The following is a 12,361-nucleotide window of genomic DNA, read 5'->3' as shown; positions in this document are numbered from 1 at the left end:
TTCCCTGATAGTATCAGTAGTTGAAGCAGCATGATCATCTTCATGGAAGAAGGGCCAGCGCATGAATAAATTCCACACCATAATAGCTTATATTAATGAAACATTGTACGCACCAGCCCGCTTAACTGTCGGTTCCATACGTGAAGAACCGCAGAATGCCGAATATGGAGCTGGTACATTCCAGCTGGGTGCCCTGTCGGTCCGGTTTCGGGTGGCCAAAATCACCCCTACGAAGACCGGTCAATTTGTCGCTATCTGGGAAAAAAATGCCGAGCGTAAAAACCAGGCCTTCACCTATGCCGATGCCCCTGATTTGCTGGTCGTTAACACCTTCCATCCCGTTAGCGGGGAGCTTGGACAGTTTGTCTTTCCGAAGGGCCTGCTGAAAATGCATGGCGTGCTGGCAACCGATACTGCACCGGGAAAAATGGCGATACGCGTATATCCAGCCTGGGATACCATGACCAATAAGCAGGCTATAGCTACTCAGACATGGCAGCTCCCTTATTTCGGAATAGTTGATCCGATGAACAATCACCATCTGCAGACGTTAACCCGGTTGTATCTGCCAGAACTACCGTTTACAATTTAAAAGATGACATCTGTATCTGAAAGGAACTACATCTATGATTCTATTCATACACCGCAAGGACCTGCGGACTTCAGATCTGCCGGCCTTCGACGCCATAGCTTCAGCACAGGAAGATTCGCTGCATGTACTGATTCTGGAACCGTTTTTGCTCCGGAATAAGCGTTATCTGGAGCATAGCGGACAGAATTTCCTGCAGCATGTTGCCCGGCTTCAGCAGGAATATGCGAAAGAAGGCAAGCTGCTCCATCTCCTGTATGGAGAGCCGGAGGGGATTCTCCGGCGGCTGGCACAGCTCCACCCTGTTCAGGAGGTCAGCCTACATGCGGACTATACGCCTTATGCCCTTAAGCGCGACCGTTTGCTGCTGGATACCGCCCATGCGCTGAATCTCCGGTTCCACGCCCGGCATGACAGTATGCTCTGTGATCTGGAAGAATTCATGGACTGGTGCGGCCGGAGTGAGCCGTTCAAGGTGTTCACTCCCTTCTACCGCCGCTGGCGCGCTTTCCTCTCGCAGCGGTTCCAGCCGCCTTACTCTGCCGGGCTAAGCCGTCTGCGAACCGTTGATCTTCACCCCCAGCTCGCGGATGCCTTCCAGCTTCCCGAAGAGATTGCCACTCAGCTTACAGCGCTTGCTCCCGCTGCAGAGCAGATGAACCCGGGTCATGTGCTTGAGAGTTTCCTGCACGCGGATCTGCATGATTACAAGGTGGGCCGCGATCATTACGCGCAGGAACGGACGAGCCGGATCAGCAGGCATTTGAATACAGGAGCGATCTCGGCACGGACCCTATATAGCAGACTTACTGAAGAAGAGGATTTCGGGGAAGAATGGCTGAGACAGTTAGCCTGGAGGGATTTTTATCTATATCAGGCACGGCTGGACAAGGATTTCTTCAACTATGAGAATGTCTATGATCTGTCTGCGCTGGGGACACAGCACTTCGAGGCCTGGGCTCAGGGCAGGACCGGCATTCCGGTCATTGACGCGGCTATGCGCCAATTGAACGAGACCGGCTGGATGCCTAACCGGCTGCGAATGATTACGGCCATGTTCCTGACGAAGAATCTGGGCTGCCCCTTCATCTATGGCGAACGTTATTTCCGGCTGAAGCTAAGCGATTACGACAATGCCCAGAACCGTGGCGGCTGGCTGTGGAGCTCTTCGCTCGGCTTCGATGCTTCTCCCTATTTCCGGGTGATGAACCCGGTCACCCAGTCCAGGACGCATGATCCGGGCGGCAGTTATCTCCGCACCTGGCTGCCGGAACGCGCGGATTGGTCTGACCAGGCCATTCATTTGCCTGCCGATAATGCCATCGTTGACCTGAAGCGGTCCCGGGCGCTGGCTATTGAAGTCTATAAGGAGATTATGCGAAGCCGCAAAAGCTGAAGAAGCCGGGTCTTAGCCCGGCTTCTTCAGCCTCAGAATTCCTTGTTCCGGTGAATCCGCACGGCCGTCACATAAGATATGGCGAACAAGAGAACCGCCAACAGCAGAGATGCATACCCAGTCTCTGGTCCATTGAAGTTAACACCGTCCATATACTGGCCCAGCAGCAGCCATACCAGAACCCGGAGGACTACGGCGATTCCTGCGGCTACCATCACCATCAGCTCGCTTTTGTCCACACCGAATTTAAGCACAACCGGATAATAGACCGCCAGCGTTGTGATGGCCAGCGATAAACCGAAGGTGAACCCGGTGGACAGGCTCCAGCCCGAGGTGTCCACGCCTTTGGCATAGATAACCCCTATAGTAATCAGGCTCGTAGCCGTCCCCATCAGAATCAGCAGCAGAAAGCTTAAGTACTTGGCATAGACCACCGTTCTCCTTCTGATCGGCAATGTGATCTCAAAACGGTTCCACTTCGATGCCTCATCCGCCTGCAGGGAGGCCCCGATGCTCACCACAAAGACCAGAATCTGCGCACCAATGATGGCATTCAGTATCGAGTTATTAATTACGGCCAATGGGACCAGCGCCAGCATCAGCGCAATGCCCAGGGATGTCTTGATCGTATTTTGCAGCGAGTAGTAGTTATTAAGCAGCAGTCCGCGCATCCTATTTCGCCCCCTTTACCAGCAGCAGCAGAATTTCTTCAATAGATACCTGATCGACGGTGATCCCGCTGTATTGCCCCTCAAAGATTCTTCTGTCCCTCACCAGCACATCGGTCTGATGCTCCCTCACCCGGTAAGCCAGCCTGTCTTCTTCTGCAATACTCTGGAACTGGCCGCTGGTGCAGCGGGCCACGCCGTAGTCGTAGATCAGCTCATCCTTCATCGCTGTCAGAATGATCTGCCCCTGATGGATGAAGGTGATATAATCAGCGATTTTCTCCAGATCACTTGTGATATGGGAGGACATCAGTATAGCGTGACGCTCATCCTCTACGAATTCCAGGAACACCTCCAGAATCTCCTCTCTGGTCACCGGGTCCAGCCCTGAGGTGGCCTCATCCAGAATCAGCAGCTTGGGATGGTGCGACAAGGCGGCAGCAATCGCCAGCTTCATCGTCATGCCCCGTGAGAACCCGCTGATCTTCTGGTTCATGGGCAGGCTGAACTTCCCTGTAAGCTTGGCATAGACCTCCTGGTCCCACTGCTTATAGACGCCGCGCATGACCTTAGCCAGCTTAGCCGGGGTCAGCACCGCCGGGAAATTGGCCGAATCCAGCACCACTCCGATGTCTTCACGCAAGACCGTGTCTGTATCCTTCATCTCCCGGCCCAGCAGCCGGATCGTTCCGCTGTCCATCTGAACCGTGTTCAGGATGGACTTGATCGTTGTCGTCTTCCCTGCCCCGTTCTCCCCCACGAACCCCATAATCGTTCCGCTGGGAACAGAAAATGATACATTGTCCAGCATAAAGCCGGAACCGGCATAGGACTTGGTCAGTCCGGTAATTTCCAAACTAAGATTCATGATTTCCCTCCTTGTAAAAGATAGTCAGCATATCCACCATCGTCTCCAGTTTGATTCCGCTTGCGCGGGCGATTTCGGCTGCCTTCATTAGATGCTCATCCACCTTCTTCAGCTGCTCTTCCTGAAAAACATCCTGGTTCACGGCCGAGACGAAGCTTCCGCGCCCGACCGTCGTCTCGATGAATCCGTCGCGCTGCAGGTCCTCATATGCCTTCTGAACGGTGATGACACTGACCTGAATAGATTTGGCCAAGGCACGCATCGAAGGGATCGGGTCTCCTGCCCGAAGCTCTCCGCTCATAATCTTGCCCTTAATCTGCGAGGTGATCTGCTCATAAATGGGCTTGTTCCGGTTACTGCTGATGATAATCTCCACACGCTTCCTCCTTGCGTGAACAGTGTACTTATTGTACCAGTACAATATAACTGATCTAATGGTTTTTGTAAATGTATCATCCAAAAAAGAGCCAACCCGAACACCGGGTCAGCCCTTCCAAATTACTTATTCACGTTGGAAAATTCCACCTGAATGGACACTACCTCCGAGCGTGAGCCGATACGGATCGGCGGGCCCCAGAAGCCATAGCCTGAAGAGACAACGGTATGAAGCTGCCCCTTCTTCAGATACCCCCAATCATTCTCGAACACCCGGGAAGTAATCAGGTTGGCTGGAGCAATCTGTCCGCGGTGGGTATGGCCGGAGACCATCAGATCGATGCCTTGCTCTTCAGCAATCCCAAACTCCACCGGCTGATGCTCCAGCATGAATACCGGCTTGGAACGGTCTACGTCCTTGGTCAGATCAGCCAGCTCGGCCCGTTCCTTATCACTGTAATCCTTCCGTCCAATCAGCGTCAGCCAGCCGCCTACCTCAACGTCCTCATCATAGAGCACCTGCATCCCGCTCTCCTCCAGCAGGCTGATGATCTCCTCTGTCCCGCCCTTGAACCGGTCGTGGTTCCCCAGGGAAGCATACACGCCGAGTGGAGCTTCAAGCTTGGCCAGTACTGCGCCGAGGCCTTTGTCCTTATAGGGCCTAACGTCATCATCCACAATGTCGCCCGGAAGCAGTATCAGATCGGGGTGCAAGGCGTTAATCTCCTGCACCATCCGCTCCGCATGGCGTTTGCCGGATAAATAACCGAAGTGCATATCCGAAGCCATCACGATGTGAAGCTTACCGCTGGCCGGACCCGGCTTGTCAATCTGTACCTCATAGGAACGCACAACCGGACTGTACGCATTATAGCTTCCATATCCTATCAGGGCGATCAGAATAACCAGCGTCAGGATACCGGACCACTTCTGAACCGCGCGGCGCGGCAGCTTGGCCAGCTTCGTTAGCCAGACCATAAGATGCACGAGCGGCAACAGCATGAGCAGCAGACTGAATATGGCCAGCCAGTAGCTGCCGATGACGCTTAAGACTGCTGACCCAGCCACCACTCTGGAGAGGATCAGCGAGCTGGCCAGGAAGATCAGCGCAATAATGTAGAACAGCCGGAACCGTCCGGAGACGACCGGCTTGATCCAGCTCCAGCCGCTCCAGCCAATGTAGAAGACAATCAGGGCATATATCGTAATAAATACCAGTCCGAGAATAATAAACATGCGCTCAGCTCCAATTTGTGTTAAATAAATATAGTGTAGACTATCGATAACATGGAGGATTTCATCATGGCAAAACCCTTTTTTCCGCGGCTGGAGGGAAACAGCCGGGGCTGCTTGACCTTTGAGCCTTTTTTTCTGATTCCCTTTAGCATGTTCTCTACCTATGCCACCCTGTACATGTATGAGCTTGGATTGACCGAGCTGAACATCGGCTGGATAACGACGATCGGACTCATCGTACAGGTATTCTCCTCTTTGCTCAGCGGATATTTAACGGACCGGCTGGGACGCAAGCGGGCTATATTATATTTTGACCTGCTTAGCTGGAGTTTCGCCACCTTGTTATGGGCCTGCTCACAGAACCTGTGGTTTTTCGTGGCGGCTGCGGTGATTAACGGCTTCCAGCGTGTGCCGCATATTGCCTTTTACTGCCTGATTGTTGAAGATACCCGTCCCTCGGACCGGACCTATGTATTCACACTGCTGCAGATTATCGGGGTGATCGGAGGCCTGTTCGCACCGCTGGGCGGTCTGCTTGTCCACCAGTATGGCATGGTCACGGGCATGAGGATCATGTACGTGCTGGCCTTCCTCTTCATGACCTTCCAGTTCGTGGGCCGTCATCTGACTACCCGGGAGACCGAGGCCGGCATCCGCAAAAGACAGGAGACCCGTGAGCTCAGCCTTAGGGAAAGTATGATTGAATACGGCGGCGCCTTCCGTGACCTCGGGGCGGAGCGCAATCTGCTGCTGATCTTCGGCGTATACATTCTGTTCAACTTCCAGGCTACGCTGAAAAGCACCTACCTGTACCTGTATCTGGCAGATTATATCCATCTGGACAGCGGCATCCTCTCTCTGTTCCCGGCCGTGTCCTCAGTCATCATGCTGCTAACGCTGTGGCTGCTGATGCCCAGAATCCCGGATCAGAGCGCTAACCGCGCTATGATGGCAGGCTTCGGCTTATCTGCTCTGTCGAATGCCATGCTGGTTCTCTACCCGACAGCGAGCTTCGTCTGGATCGGGCTGAGCACCATTCTGGCAGCTGTAGGCCTGATGATCAGTTCTCCTTATCTGGAGGCAGCTGTGCAGAACGCCATTGATGATGATAAGCGGGCCAAGGTCTTCTCCATGCTGTCTGTCCTGATCCTGGTATTCACCGCGCCTGCGGGCATTATCGGAGGCTGGGCCTACAAGCTCGACCCGAGAATTCCTTTGTGGCTGGTAACCGCAGCGTTCGCCGCCTCGTATCTGCTGCTGCACCTGTACCGCAGACGGACAGCTCCTCAGAGCGCATGACCAAGCCAATATTACAACAGGGATGTCCGTAGCAGCTCAAGCGCTGTGGACATCCCTGTTCTTTTATGGTGATGCGTCAGTCTTCACACGTTCCGTTGCCTCTTCCTCTGCCTGCTCCTTTTCCAGCGCCGCCTTAAGATCATCCTGGACGCGGCGGCTCCAGAGCGGAACACCGGAGCGGTAGGCCGCGCGGCCTGTCAGATGAGCGGAGAGCGGCGAAGTCATGAATACGAACACGATTCCCAGCAGCAGCTTCGCACTGATGAAATCGAGGAAGAAGGCGAAATACAGGAAGGCGCCGCTGAGTACACAGAGCACACCAAGCGTAGCACTTTTGGCAGCGGCATGTGATCTTAAGTAGACATCGGGCAAGCGGATCAGCCCTACAGAGCTGACTGCGCTAAGCAAGGCTCCGGTCAGAATCAGCAGGACAAACACATACTCAATGACCGTCTTGATCATGTCCATGTTCAAACACCACTCCCCTTTCGATATATCTGGCCAAGGCCATCGTCCCGATAAAAGAGAGGATTCCAATCAGAAGAATATATTCTATAAAGGCTTGCGTCTTGAACAGAACCGAGAGGACCGCCACCATCGCCAGCAGATTGATACCGATGGTATCGAGTGCGGCAACCCGGTCAGGCAGCGATGGCCCCTTAACCAGCCTCCAGGCACAGATCGCGATGGAGATGACCATAATTGACAACGCCAGCATAAGAATCGATTGAATCATGAACGTGTCACCTCCTGAATCGCGCGTTCAAAGGTATTACGGATATTCGCATCGAACTGCTCCACATCCTGGATGTCCATGGCATGAATGTATAGGGTCCGGTTGTCTTTGGACACCTCGAGCACGACGGAACCCGGCGTAAGGCAGAGCATTGTGATCAGCACGGCTACCTCCCAGTCCGACTTCAGCTCTGTATGGTACATCAGGATAGCTGGGCGGATATTGAGATTCGGTCTAAGCACCGCCTTCACCACTACATAGCTGGATACCACCAGCTCCCGCAGCAGCAGGGCCACCAGCTTCAGAACCGCCCATATTTTACCCAGATACAGCCGTCCGCCGAAGAATCGCCGCATGACCACCAGCACGGCCACCCCCAGCACATAACCGATGATGAAGCCGGAGGCCGTCCAGTCATTATTCAGGAACATCCACAGGAAGGCAATCATGAGATTCAACAATATTTGAAAGGCCATCTTCATCGACTCCTTATGACAGCATTAATGTACGCTGCCGGATCAGCGAGGACTGCGCCGGCCTGTATTACATAGCCGTTCACCAGCTCAGCGCCAATACCCATTAGGATGACTAGAACAAACAGCACAGCAGCCGGTACCATCATCGCTTTGTAGCGCAGAGGGCGGATTTCTTCATCGCTCTTCTCGCCCCCCCAGAATACCTGCTGGAACACTTTGATCAGCGAATACAAAACCACGAAGCTGGAAGCCAAGGCGATGAGCGCAAGCACAGTGTGCTGCTCTCCGAAGCCGCTGCGGACCATCATGACCTTCCCGGCAAAACCGCTAAGCGGAGGAACACCGACCAGCGCCAGCGTCAGGACGAAGAACATCCAGCCCGTCCACGGATACCGGCGGATCAGACCGCCCATCAGCCTGAGCTGCTCCGTCCCCGAAGCCGCGACAATCAGCCCGCCCAGGAAGAACAGTAGCGCCTTGGCAACCATATCGTGCATCAGATAGAATACAACCCCGCTAAGCGAATCCTGGGTAGCCACGGAAATGCCGAAGGCGATGAAGCCGACACTGATGACAATATTATAATTGAAGATCCGGCTTAGATCATTATAGGCGAGCGCCCCTATGGCTCCAAGAATCATAGTGGCCCCTGCCATCCAGCCGATCAGCGAATGGGTCAAGCCCATATCATGTACAAAAATCAGCGAGAACGTTCTGGTGATGGCATACAGCCCCACCTTGGTAAGCAGTGCGCCGAACAATGCCCTTACCGCCTGCGGAGGAGCACTGTACGAATCCGGCAGCCAGAAGAATAACAGCAGACCTGCTTTGAGCGAGAACACCAGCAGCAGAAGCACGGCAATCACATTCATCACTCCGCCCTGCCCGGCCTCTCCCACACGGATGGCCAGATGAGCCATATTAAGCGTGCCTGTCGCAGCGTACAAATAGGCAATCGCCGCTACGAACAAGGTGGAGGAAATTATGTTGACAAGGATATACTTGAGCGTCTCGCGCAGCTGTACCTTGGTTCCACCCAAGACAATCATGGCGTAGGAAGCAACCAGCAGCACCTCGAAGCAGACAAACAGGTTGAACAGGTCACCCGTCAGGAACGAGCCGAACACGCCGGTGAGCAGGAAATGGAAGAACGTATAATAGTAGAAACGTTCCCGCTCCTCACCGATGCTTGCGAAGGAGAAGAACAGACAAGCTGCCCCTACCACCGCAGCCGTCAAGACGAGTAGCGCTGCGAACATGTCAGCTACGAAGACGATGCCGTAAGGCGGTAGCCACCCTCCCATATACAGCGTTTGAATCCCGTCCGTACGGACCTGGTACACAATAATAAGCGCTACTGCGATGTTCACCAGCACACTGATGGCACTGAGGATACGCTGCAGCTTCACTTTCTCTTTCAGAAAAATCAGGATGACCGCCGTAAAGGCCGGAATCAGCAAAGGCATTACCAGCAGGTTGTTCATGGTCTCTCCCCCTTGCTTCCTTCCACATCATCCGTCCCCGCCGAGCGGTAAGCCCGGTAGGCCAGAACGATGAAGAACGCGGATACCCCAAAGCTGATTACAATGGAAGTCAGGATAAGCGCCTGCGGCAGCGGATCGACATAACTGTCCGCCTTCTCGCCAAGCAGAGGTGAAGCGCCCGTCTTCAGGCCGGACATCGTCAGCAGCAGCAGATGAACGCCATGAGTCAGCAGCGTCGTCCCAAGCAGGATGCGGAGCAGACTTTTGGACAGGACCAGATAGACACCTACGGTAAACAAGACACCGATCGCCAGGGCAATAAGGATCTCCATTAGTTATCCCTCCCGACCGTAAAGATAATATTCATCGTGACACCGATCACCGAGAGGTAAACTCCCAGATCGAACAGCATCGCCGTGGTTAGCTCCGTCTTGCCCATGACCGGCAGTTCGAAGTAGCCGAAGGCTTGGGTCAGGAATGGAGCATCGAAGACAAAGGAACCGATTCCGGTGAGAAAAGCGATCATAATCCCGACTGCGATTAACTTGCGGTAATCGACCGGCAGCACCTTCTCTACAAACTCCGTGCCGAAGGCAATCGCAATCAGTACAAGCGCCGCAGCAGCCATCAAGGCTCCGATAAAGCCGCCGCCCGGCTGATTATGACCGGCGAAGAACAGGTACAGGGAGAACGTGATGATGATCACGAAGGCTACTTTTGCCACCGTTTGCAGCAATACATCATTGCTGCGGGTATAGCGGCGCGTGTAGGACTCCGGTTTGCTTCTGGTCAGAACAGGCGTATGATCCTGCTCCAGCTGTAGCTTGATCATCGAGTAGATGGCCAGCGATGCCAGCCCCAGCACCGTAATTTCGAACATGGTATCGAAGCCGCGGAAGTCCACCAGCAGGACATTGACGATGTTCTTGCCGCCGCCAAGCTTGTAACTATTCTCCACATAGTAGGTTGAGATAGACTCGAACGGACTGCTGCCGAGCGCCGCCAGCGCCACCAGCGTCATCGTGATCCCGAAGCCTAAGGCGATGATCAGCTTGGGTACCTTGACCCGCAGCTTGACCTTCTCCCGCTTCAGCTTCGGCAGATGCCGGAAGCAGAGCAGGAACAGCGTAACGGAGACCACCTCCACAATCATCTGGGTGAGGGCCAGATCGGGTGCACGGAACAGGATGAACAGCAGCGTCACCATGTAACCGACCATTCCCGTCATCAGAATCGCCGAGACTCTGGACTTGGCAAACGGAATGGCAAGCGCGCCTGTCAGCAGGACCAGTACGGCAACAACTTCAAAGAATGTGACCGGAGCATATTGCCCCTGGCCGAACGTAATGCCTTCCGAGTACAGCATCGTGCCGCCGACAACAGCGATAATCAGGGTGAAAATGTACATCAGATAATGACGCATTGAACCTGTCATGTACAGGCCTGTCACTGCACGGGATACGCTCTCCACGAGACGGATACTGCCGTCATACACATGGGTCAGCGTAAGTCCGGTGCGCCATTCCTTCTCGACCAGACTGAACCGGCCGTATACGCGGTATACGATAATCCCCAGAAGGATCACACCCAGCGTCATCCAGACCTCGGCGGTGAACCCGTGCCAGAAATAGATATTCACATAAAAAGGCGAGCTGGCGGCAATCTGCGGATGAATCGCATTCATCCCCGGCACGATCAGTGACTTCGACAGTATATTGGGGAAGAAGCCGGTGACTACGGCCAGTAATGCCAGAATCACTGGCGGAAGCAGAAGGCCGAAGGGCGCTTCATGCGGTTTTTTGTCCAGCTTCTCCGGCTGATATTTGCCGAAGAAGGTTTGGAAGACCATAATCATGCTGTATGCAAAGGTAAATATGCTTGCAATCCACGCCAGCACCGGGAAAAGGGTGAAGAAGGCCCCCGGGCTGAAGATATCCAGCTGTCTGATATTCAGCACAGCCGTGAAGAACATTTCCTTGCTCAGGAATCCGGCAAACGGCGGAAGACCCGCCATCGAGAAGCTGCCGATCAACGCCAGCGTGAAGGTGACCGGCATCAGAGACACCAGACCGCCGAGCTTGCGCAGATCACGGGTATTCGTCTCATGGTCGACAATTCCGACCACCATGAAGAGCGAACCTTTGAATATGGCATGATTAATTAAATGAAATAGGGCTGCCGTTGTTGCGGCGGTATAGAATACAGCCTCTTCCCCTGTGTAGAAGGACGCGGTTGAACCCATACCAAGTAATCCCATAATCAGTCCAAGCTGACTGATTGTAGAATAGGCTAACAGAGCCTTCAGGTCCGTCTGCTTCATCGCCTGGATCGATCCATAGATCAAGGTGATCAGGCCGACACCCGACACAATCCAAAACCACTCATGTTGCCCCGCGAACACCGGGCTGAAACGTGCTACCAGATATAAACCGGCTTTGACCATGGTTGCCGAGTGCAGATACGCACTGACCGGAGTCGGCGCTTCCATCGCATCAGGCAGCCAGATATGGAAGGGGAACTGGGCCGATTTGGTGAAGGCACCCAGCAGAATAAGCAGCATCGCAGGAATGAACAGCGTCTCTCCGCTGATATCGCCCACCTGGCTCCAGATCTCGCGGATACTGAACGTACCCGTCATCACATACAGCATCAGGAAGCCTGCGAACATCGCCAGACCGCCGAAGACGGTAATCAGCATGGACTTTTGTGCGCCATAGCGTGATTTCTGTCTCCGGTGCCAGTAGGCGATCAGTAGGAACGAGGAGACACTCGTTAGCTCCCAGAATCCGTATAACACCATAAGATTATCGGACAGCACGACTCCAAGCATCGCCCCCATGAATAACAGCAGATATACATAGAACGGCGTCAGCTCTTCCTTGCGTTTATCGAGATAAAATATGGAATAGATAAAGACCAGAGTACCCATGCCCGTAATTAACAAGGCGAACAGCAAGCTTAATCCATCGAGATGGAAGACCAGATCAATCCCAAGGGAAGGAATCCAGGACAGGGTCTCGTATCCGAGCTCCCCTCCCTTGATGACTGGAATCCGGGTCAAGAAATATATGAATAACGCCAGCGGTGCGGCTAATACAAGCCATCCTCTATGGAGCTTTCGCATCCTCCCGCGCAGAAGCGCTATCATCAGGGCCAGGAGAAACGGAACAAGAACGGTTATATGCAGCAAAGGCAAGCCTCCTTTTTCATTCTACAATTTGGGTTGTGAACGCT

At 53.8% G+C, this 12,361-nt stretch carries 13 protein-coding genes; 3 read left to right on the top strand and 10 right to left on the bottom strand.

Annotation, left to right across the window (positions count from 1 at the left end; translation table 11 throughout):
* Positions 1–61: 61 nt before the first annotated feature.
* Positions 62–592: a MepB family protein gene (locus NYE24_RS01910; RefSeq protein ID WP_342477893.1), complete on the top strand. Its 531-nt coding sequence runs from the start codon at positions 62–64 to the stop codon at positions 590–592.
* Positions 593–626: 34 nt separating this feature from the next.
* On the top strand, positions 627–1,985 hold the full coding sequence (locus tag NYE24_RS01905; RefSeq protein ID WP_342477892.1) for a deoxyribodipyrimidine photo-lyase: 1,359 nt from the start codon (positions 627–629) through the stop codon (positions 1,983–1,985).
* 32 nt (positions 1,986–2,017) lie between these two features.
* On the opposite strand, the gene NYE24_RS01900 is transcribed toward NYE24_RS01905, so the two are convergent.
* The 4 genes from NYE24_RS01900 to NYE24_RS01885 form a co-directional block, all read right to left on the bottom strand.
* Positions 2,018–2,656 (bottom strand): ABC-2 transporter permease, encoded by a 639-nt coding sequence (locus NYE24_RS01900; protein ID WP_036694313.1) that lies wholly within the window; start codon positions 2,654–2,656, stop codon positions 2,018–2,020.
* 1 nt (position 2,657) lies between these two features.
* Positions 2,658–3,521 carry an ABC transporter ATP-binding protein gene (locus NYE24_RS01895; protein WP_036694314.1) on the bottom strand — a complete coding sequence of 288 codons (864 nt, stop codon included), beginning with the start codon at positions 3,519–3,521 and terminating at the stop codon, positions 2,658–2,660.
* Positions 3,511–3,897 carry a GntR family transcriptional regulator gene (locus tag NYE24_RS01890; protein WP_036694315.1) on the bottom strand — a complete coding sequence of 129 codons (387 nt, stop codon included), beginning with the start codon at positions 3,895–3,897 and terminating at the stop codon, positions 3,511–3,513. The genes NYE24_RS01895 and NYE24_RS01890 overlap by 11 nt, the downstream gene beginning before the upstream one ends.
* A 122-nt stretch (positions 3,898–4,019) precedes the next feature.
* Positions 4,020–5,132, bottom strand: coding sequence for a metallophosphoesterase (locus NYE24_RS01885; RefSeq protein WP_036694316.1), 1,113 nt, complete (start codon positions 5,130–5,132; stop codon positions 4,020–4,022).
* A 66-nt stretch (positions 5,133–5,198) separates the two neighbouring features.
* Here NYE24_RS01885 and NYE24_RS01880 point away from each other — a divergent pair, with 66 nt between their 5' ends.
* Positions 5,199–6,431 (top strand): MFS transporter, encoded by a 1,233-nt coding sequence (locus tag NYE24_RS01880; protein WP_342477891.1) that lies wholly within the window; start codon positions 5,199–5,201, stop codon positions 6,429–6,431.
* A gap of 63 nt (positions 6,432–6,494) precedes the next feature.
* On the opposite strand, the gene mnhG is transcribed toward NYE24_RS01880, so the two are convergent.
* The 6 genes from mnhG to NYE24_RS01850 are packed head-to-tail and all read right to left on the bottom strand — an operon-like array spanning position 6,495 to position 12,323.
* Entirely contained in the window at positions 6,495–6,899 is a 405-nt protein-coding gene (gene mnhG, locus NYE24_RS01875; protein WP_051493387.1) for a monovalent cation/H(+) antiporter subunit G, read from the bottom strand.
* On the bottom strand, positions 6,874–7,167 hold the full coding sequence (locus tag NYE24_RS01870) for a Na(+)/H(+) antiporter subunit F1 (protein WP_036694318.1): 294 nt from the start codon (positions 7,165–7,167) through the stop codon (positions 6,874–6,876). The genes mnhG and NYE24_RS01870 overlap by 26 nt, the downstream gene beginning before the upstream one ends.
* Entirely contained in the window at positions 7,164–7,643 is a 480-nt protein-coding gene (locus tag NYE24_RS01865) for a Na+/H+ antiporter subunit E (protein WP_036694319.1), read from the bottom strand. The genes NYE24_RS01870 and NYE24_RS01865 overlap by 4 nt, the downstream gene beginning before the upstream one ends.
* Before the next feature lie 2 nt (positions 7,644–7,645).
* Positions 7,646–9,127, bottom strand: coding sequence for a Na+/H+ antiporter subunit D (locus NYE24_RS01860; protein ID WP_036694321.1), 1,482 nt, complete (start codon positions 9,125–9,127; stop codon positions 7,646–7,648).
* Complete coding sequence (locus NYE24_RS01855; protein ID WP_036694323.1) at positions 9,124–9,459, bottom strand: Na(+)/H(+) antiporter subunit C; 336 nt, start codon at positions 9,457–9,459, stop codon at positions 9,124–9,126. The genes NYE24_RS01860 and NYE24_RS01855 overlap by 4 nt, the downstream gene beginning before the upstream one ends.
* Positions 9,459–12,323 carry a Na+/H+ antiporter subunit A gene (locus NYE24_RS01850; protein WP_342477890.1) on the bottom strand — a complete coding sequence of 955 codons (2,865 nt, stop codon included), beginning with the start codon at positions 12,321–12,323 and terminating at the stop codon, positions 9,459–9,461. Before NYE24_RS01850 ends, NYE24_RS01855 begins: the two co-directional genes overlap by 1 nt.
* Positions 12,324–12,361: the final 38 nt, after the last annotated feature.

It is taken from the genome of Paenibacillus sp. FSL H7-0350, from assembly GCF_038593195.1.
Classification (GTDB): domain Bacteria; phylum Bacillota; class Bacilli; order Paenibacillales; family Paenibacillaceae; genus Paenibacillus_AQ.
This window is presented reverse-complemented; position numbering and strand designations above follow the sequence as displayed.

Excerpts from the sequence above, each read along its gene's own strand:
- NYE24_RS01910 (WP_342477893.1), top strand. The coding sequence starts at position 62 with ATGAATAAATTCCACACCATAATAGCTTATATTAATGAAACATTGTAC.
- NYE24_RS01905 (WP_342477892.1), top strand. The coding sequence starts at position 627 with ATGATTCTATTCATACACCGCAAGGACCTGCGGACTTCAGATCTGCCG.
- NYE24_RS01900 (WP_036694313.1), bottom strand. The coding sequence starts at position 2,656 with ATGCGCGGACTGCTGCTTAATAACTACTACTCGCTGCAAAATACGATC.
- NYE24_RS01895 (WP_036694314.1), bottom strand. The coding sequence starts at position 3,521 with ATGAATCTTAGTTTGGAAATTACCGGACTGACCAAGTCCTATGCCGGT.
- NYE24_RS01885 (WP_036694316.1), bottom strand. The coding sequence starts at position 5,132 with ATGTTTATTATTCTCGGACTGGTATTTATTACGATATATGCCCTGATT.
- NYE24_RS01880 (WP_342477891.1), top strand. The coding sequence starts at position 5,199 with ATGGCAAAACCCTTTTTTCCGCGGCTGGAGGGAAACAGCCGGGGCTGC.
- mnhG (WP_051493387.1), bottom strand. The coding sequence starts at position 6,899 with ATGGACATGATCAAGACGGTCATTGAGTATGTGTTTGTCCTGCTGATT.
- NYE24_RS01870 (WP_036694318.1), bottom strand. The coding sequence starts at position 7,167 with ATGATTCAATCGATTCTTATGCTGGCGTTGTCAATTATGGTCATCTCC.
- NYE24_RS01865 (WP_036694319.1), bottom strand. The coding sequence starts at position 7,643 with ATGGCCTTTCAAATATTGTTGAATCTCATGATTGCCTTCCTGTGGATG.
- NYE24_RS01860 (WP_036694321.1), bottom strand. The coding sequence starts at position 9,127 with ATGAACAACCTGCTGGTAATGCCTTTGCTGATTCCGGCCTTTACGGCG.
- NYE24_RS01855 (WP_036694323.1), bottom strand. The coding sequence starts at position 9,459 with ATGGAGATCCTTATTGCCCTGGCGATCGGTGTCTTGTTTACCGTAGGT.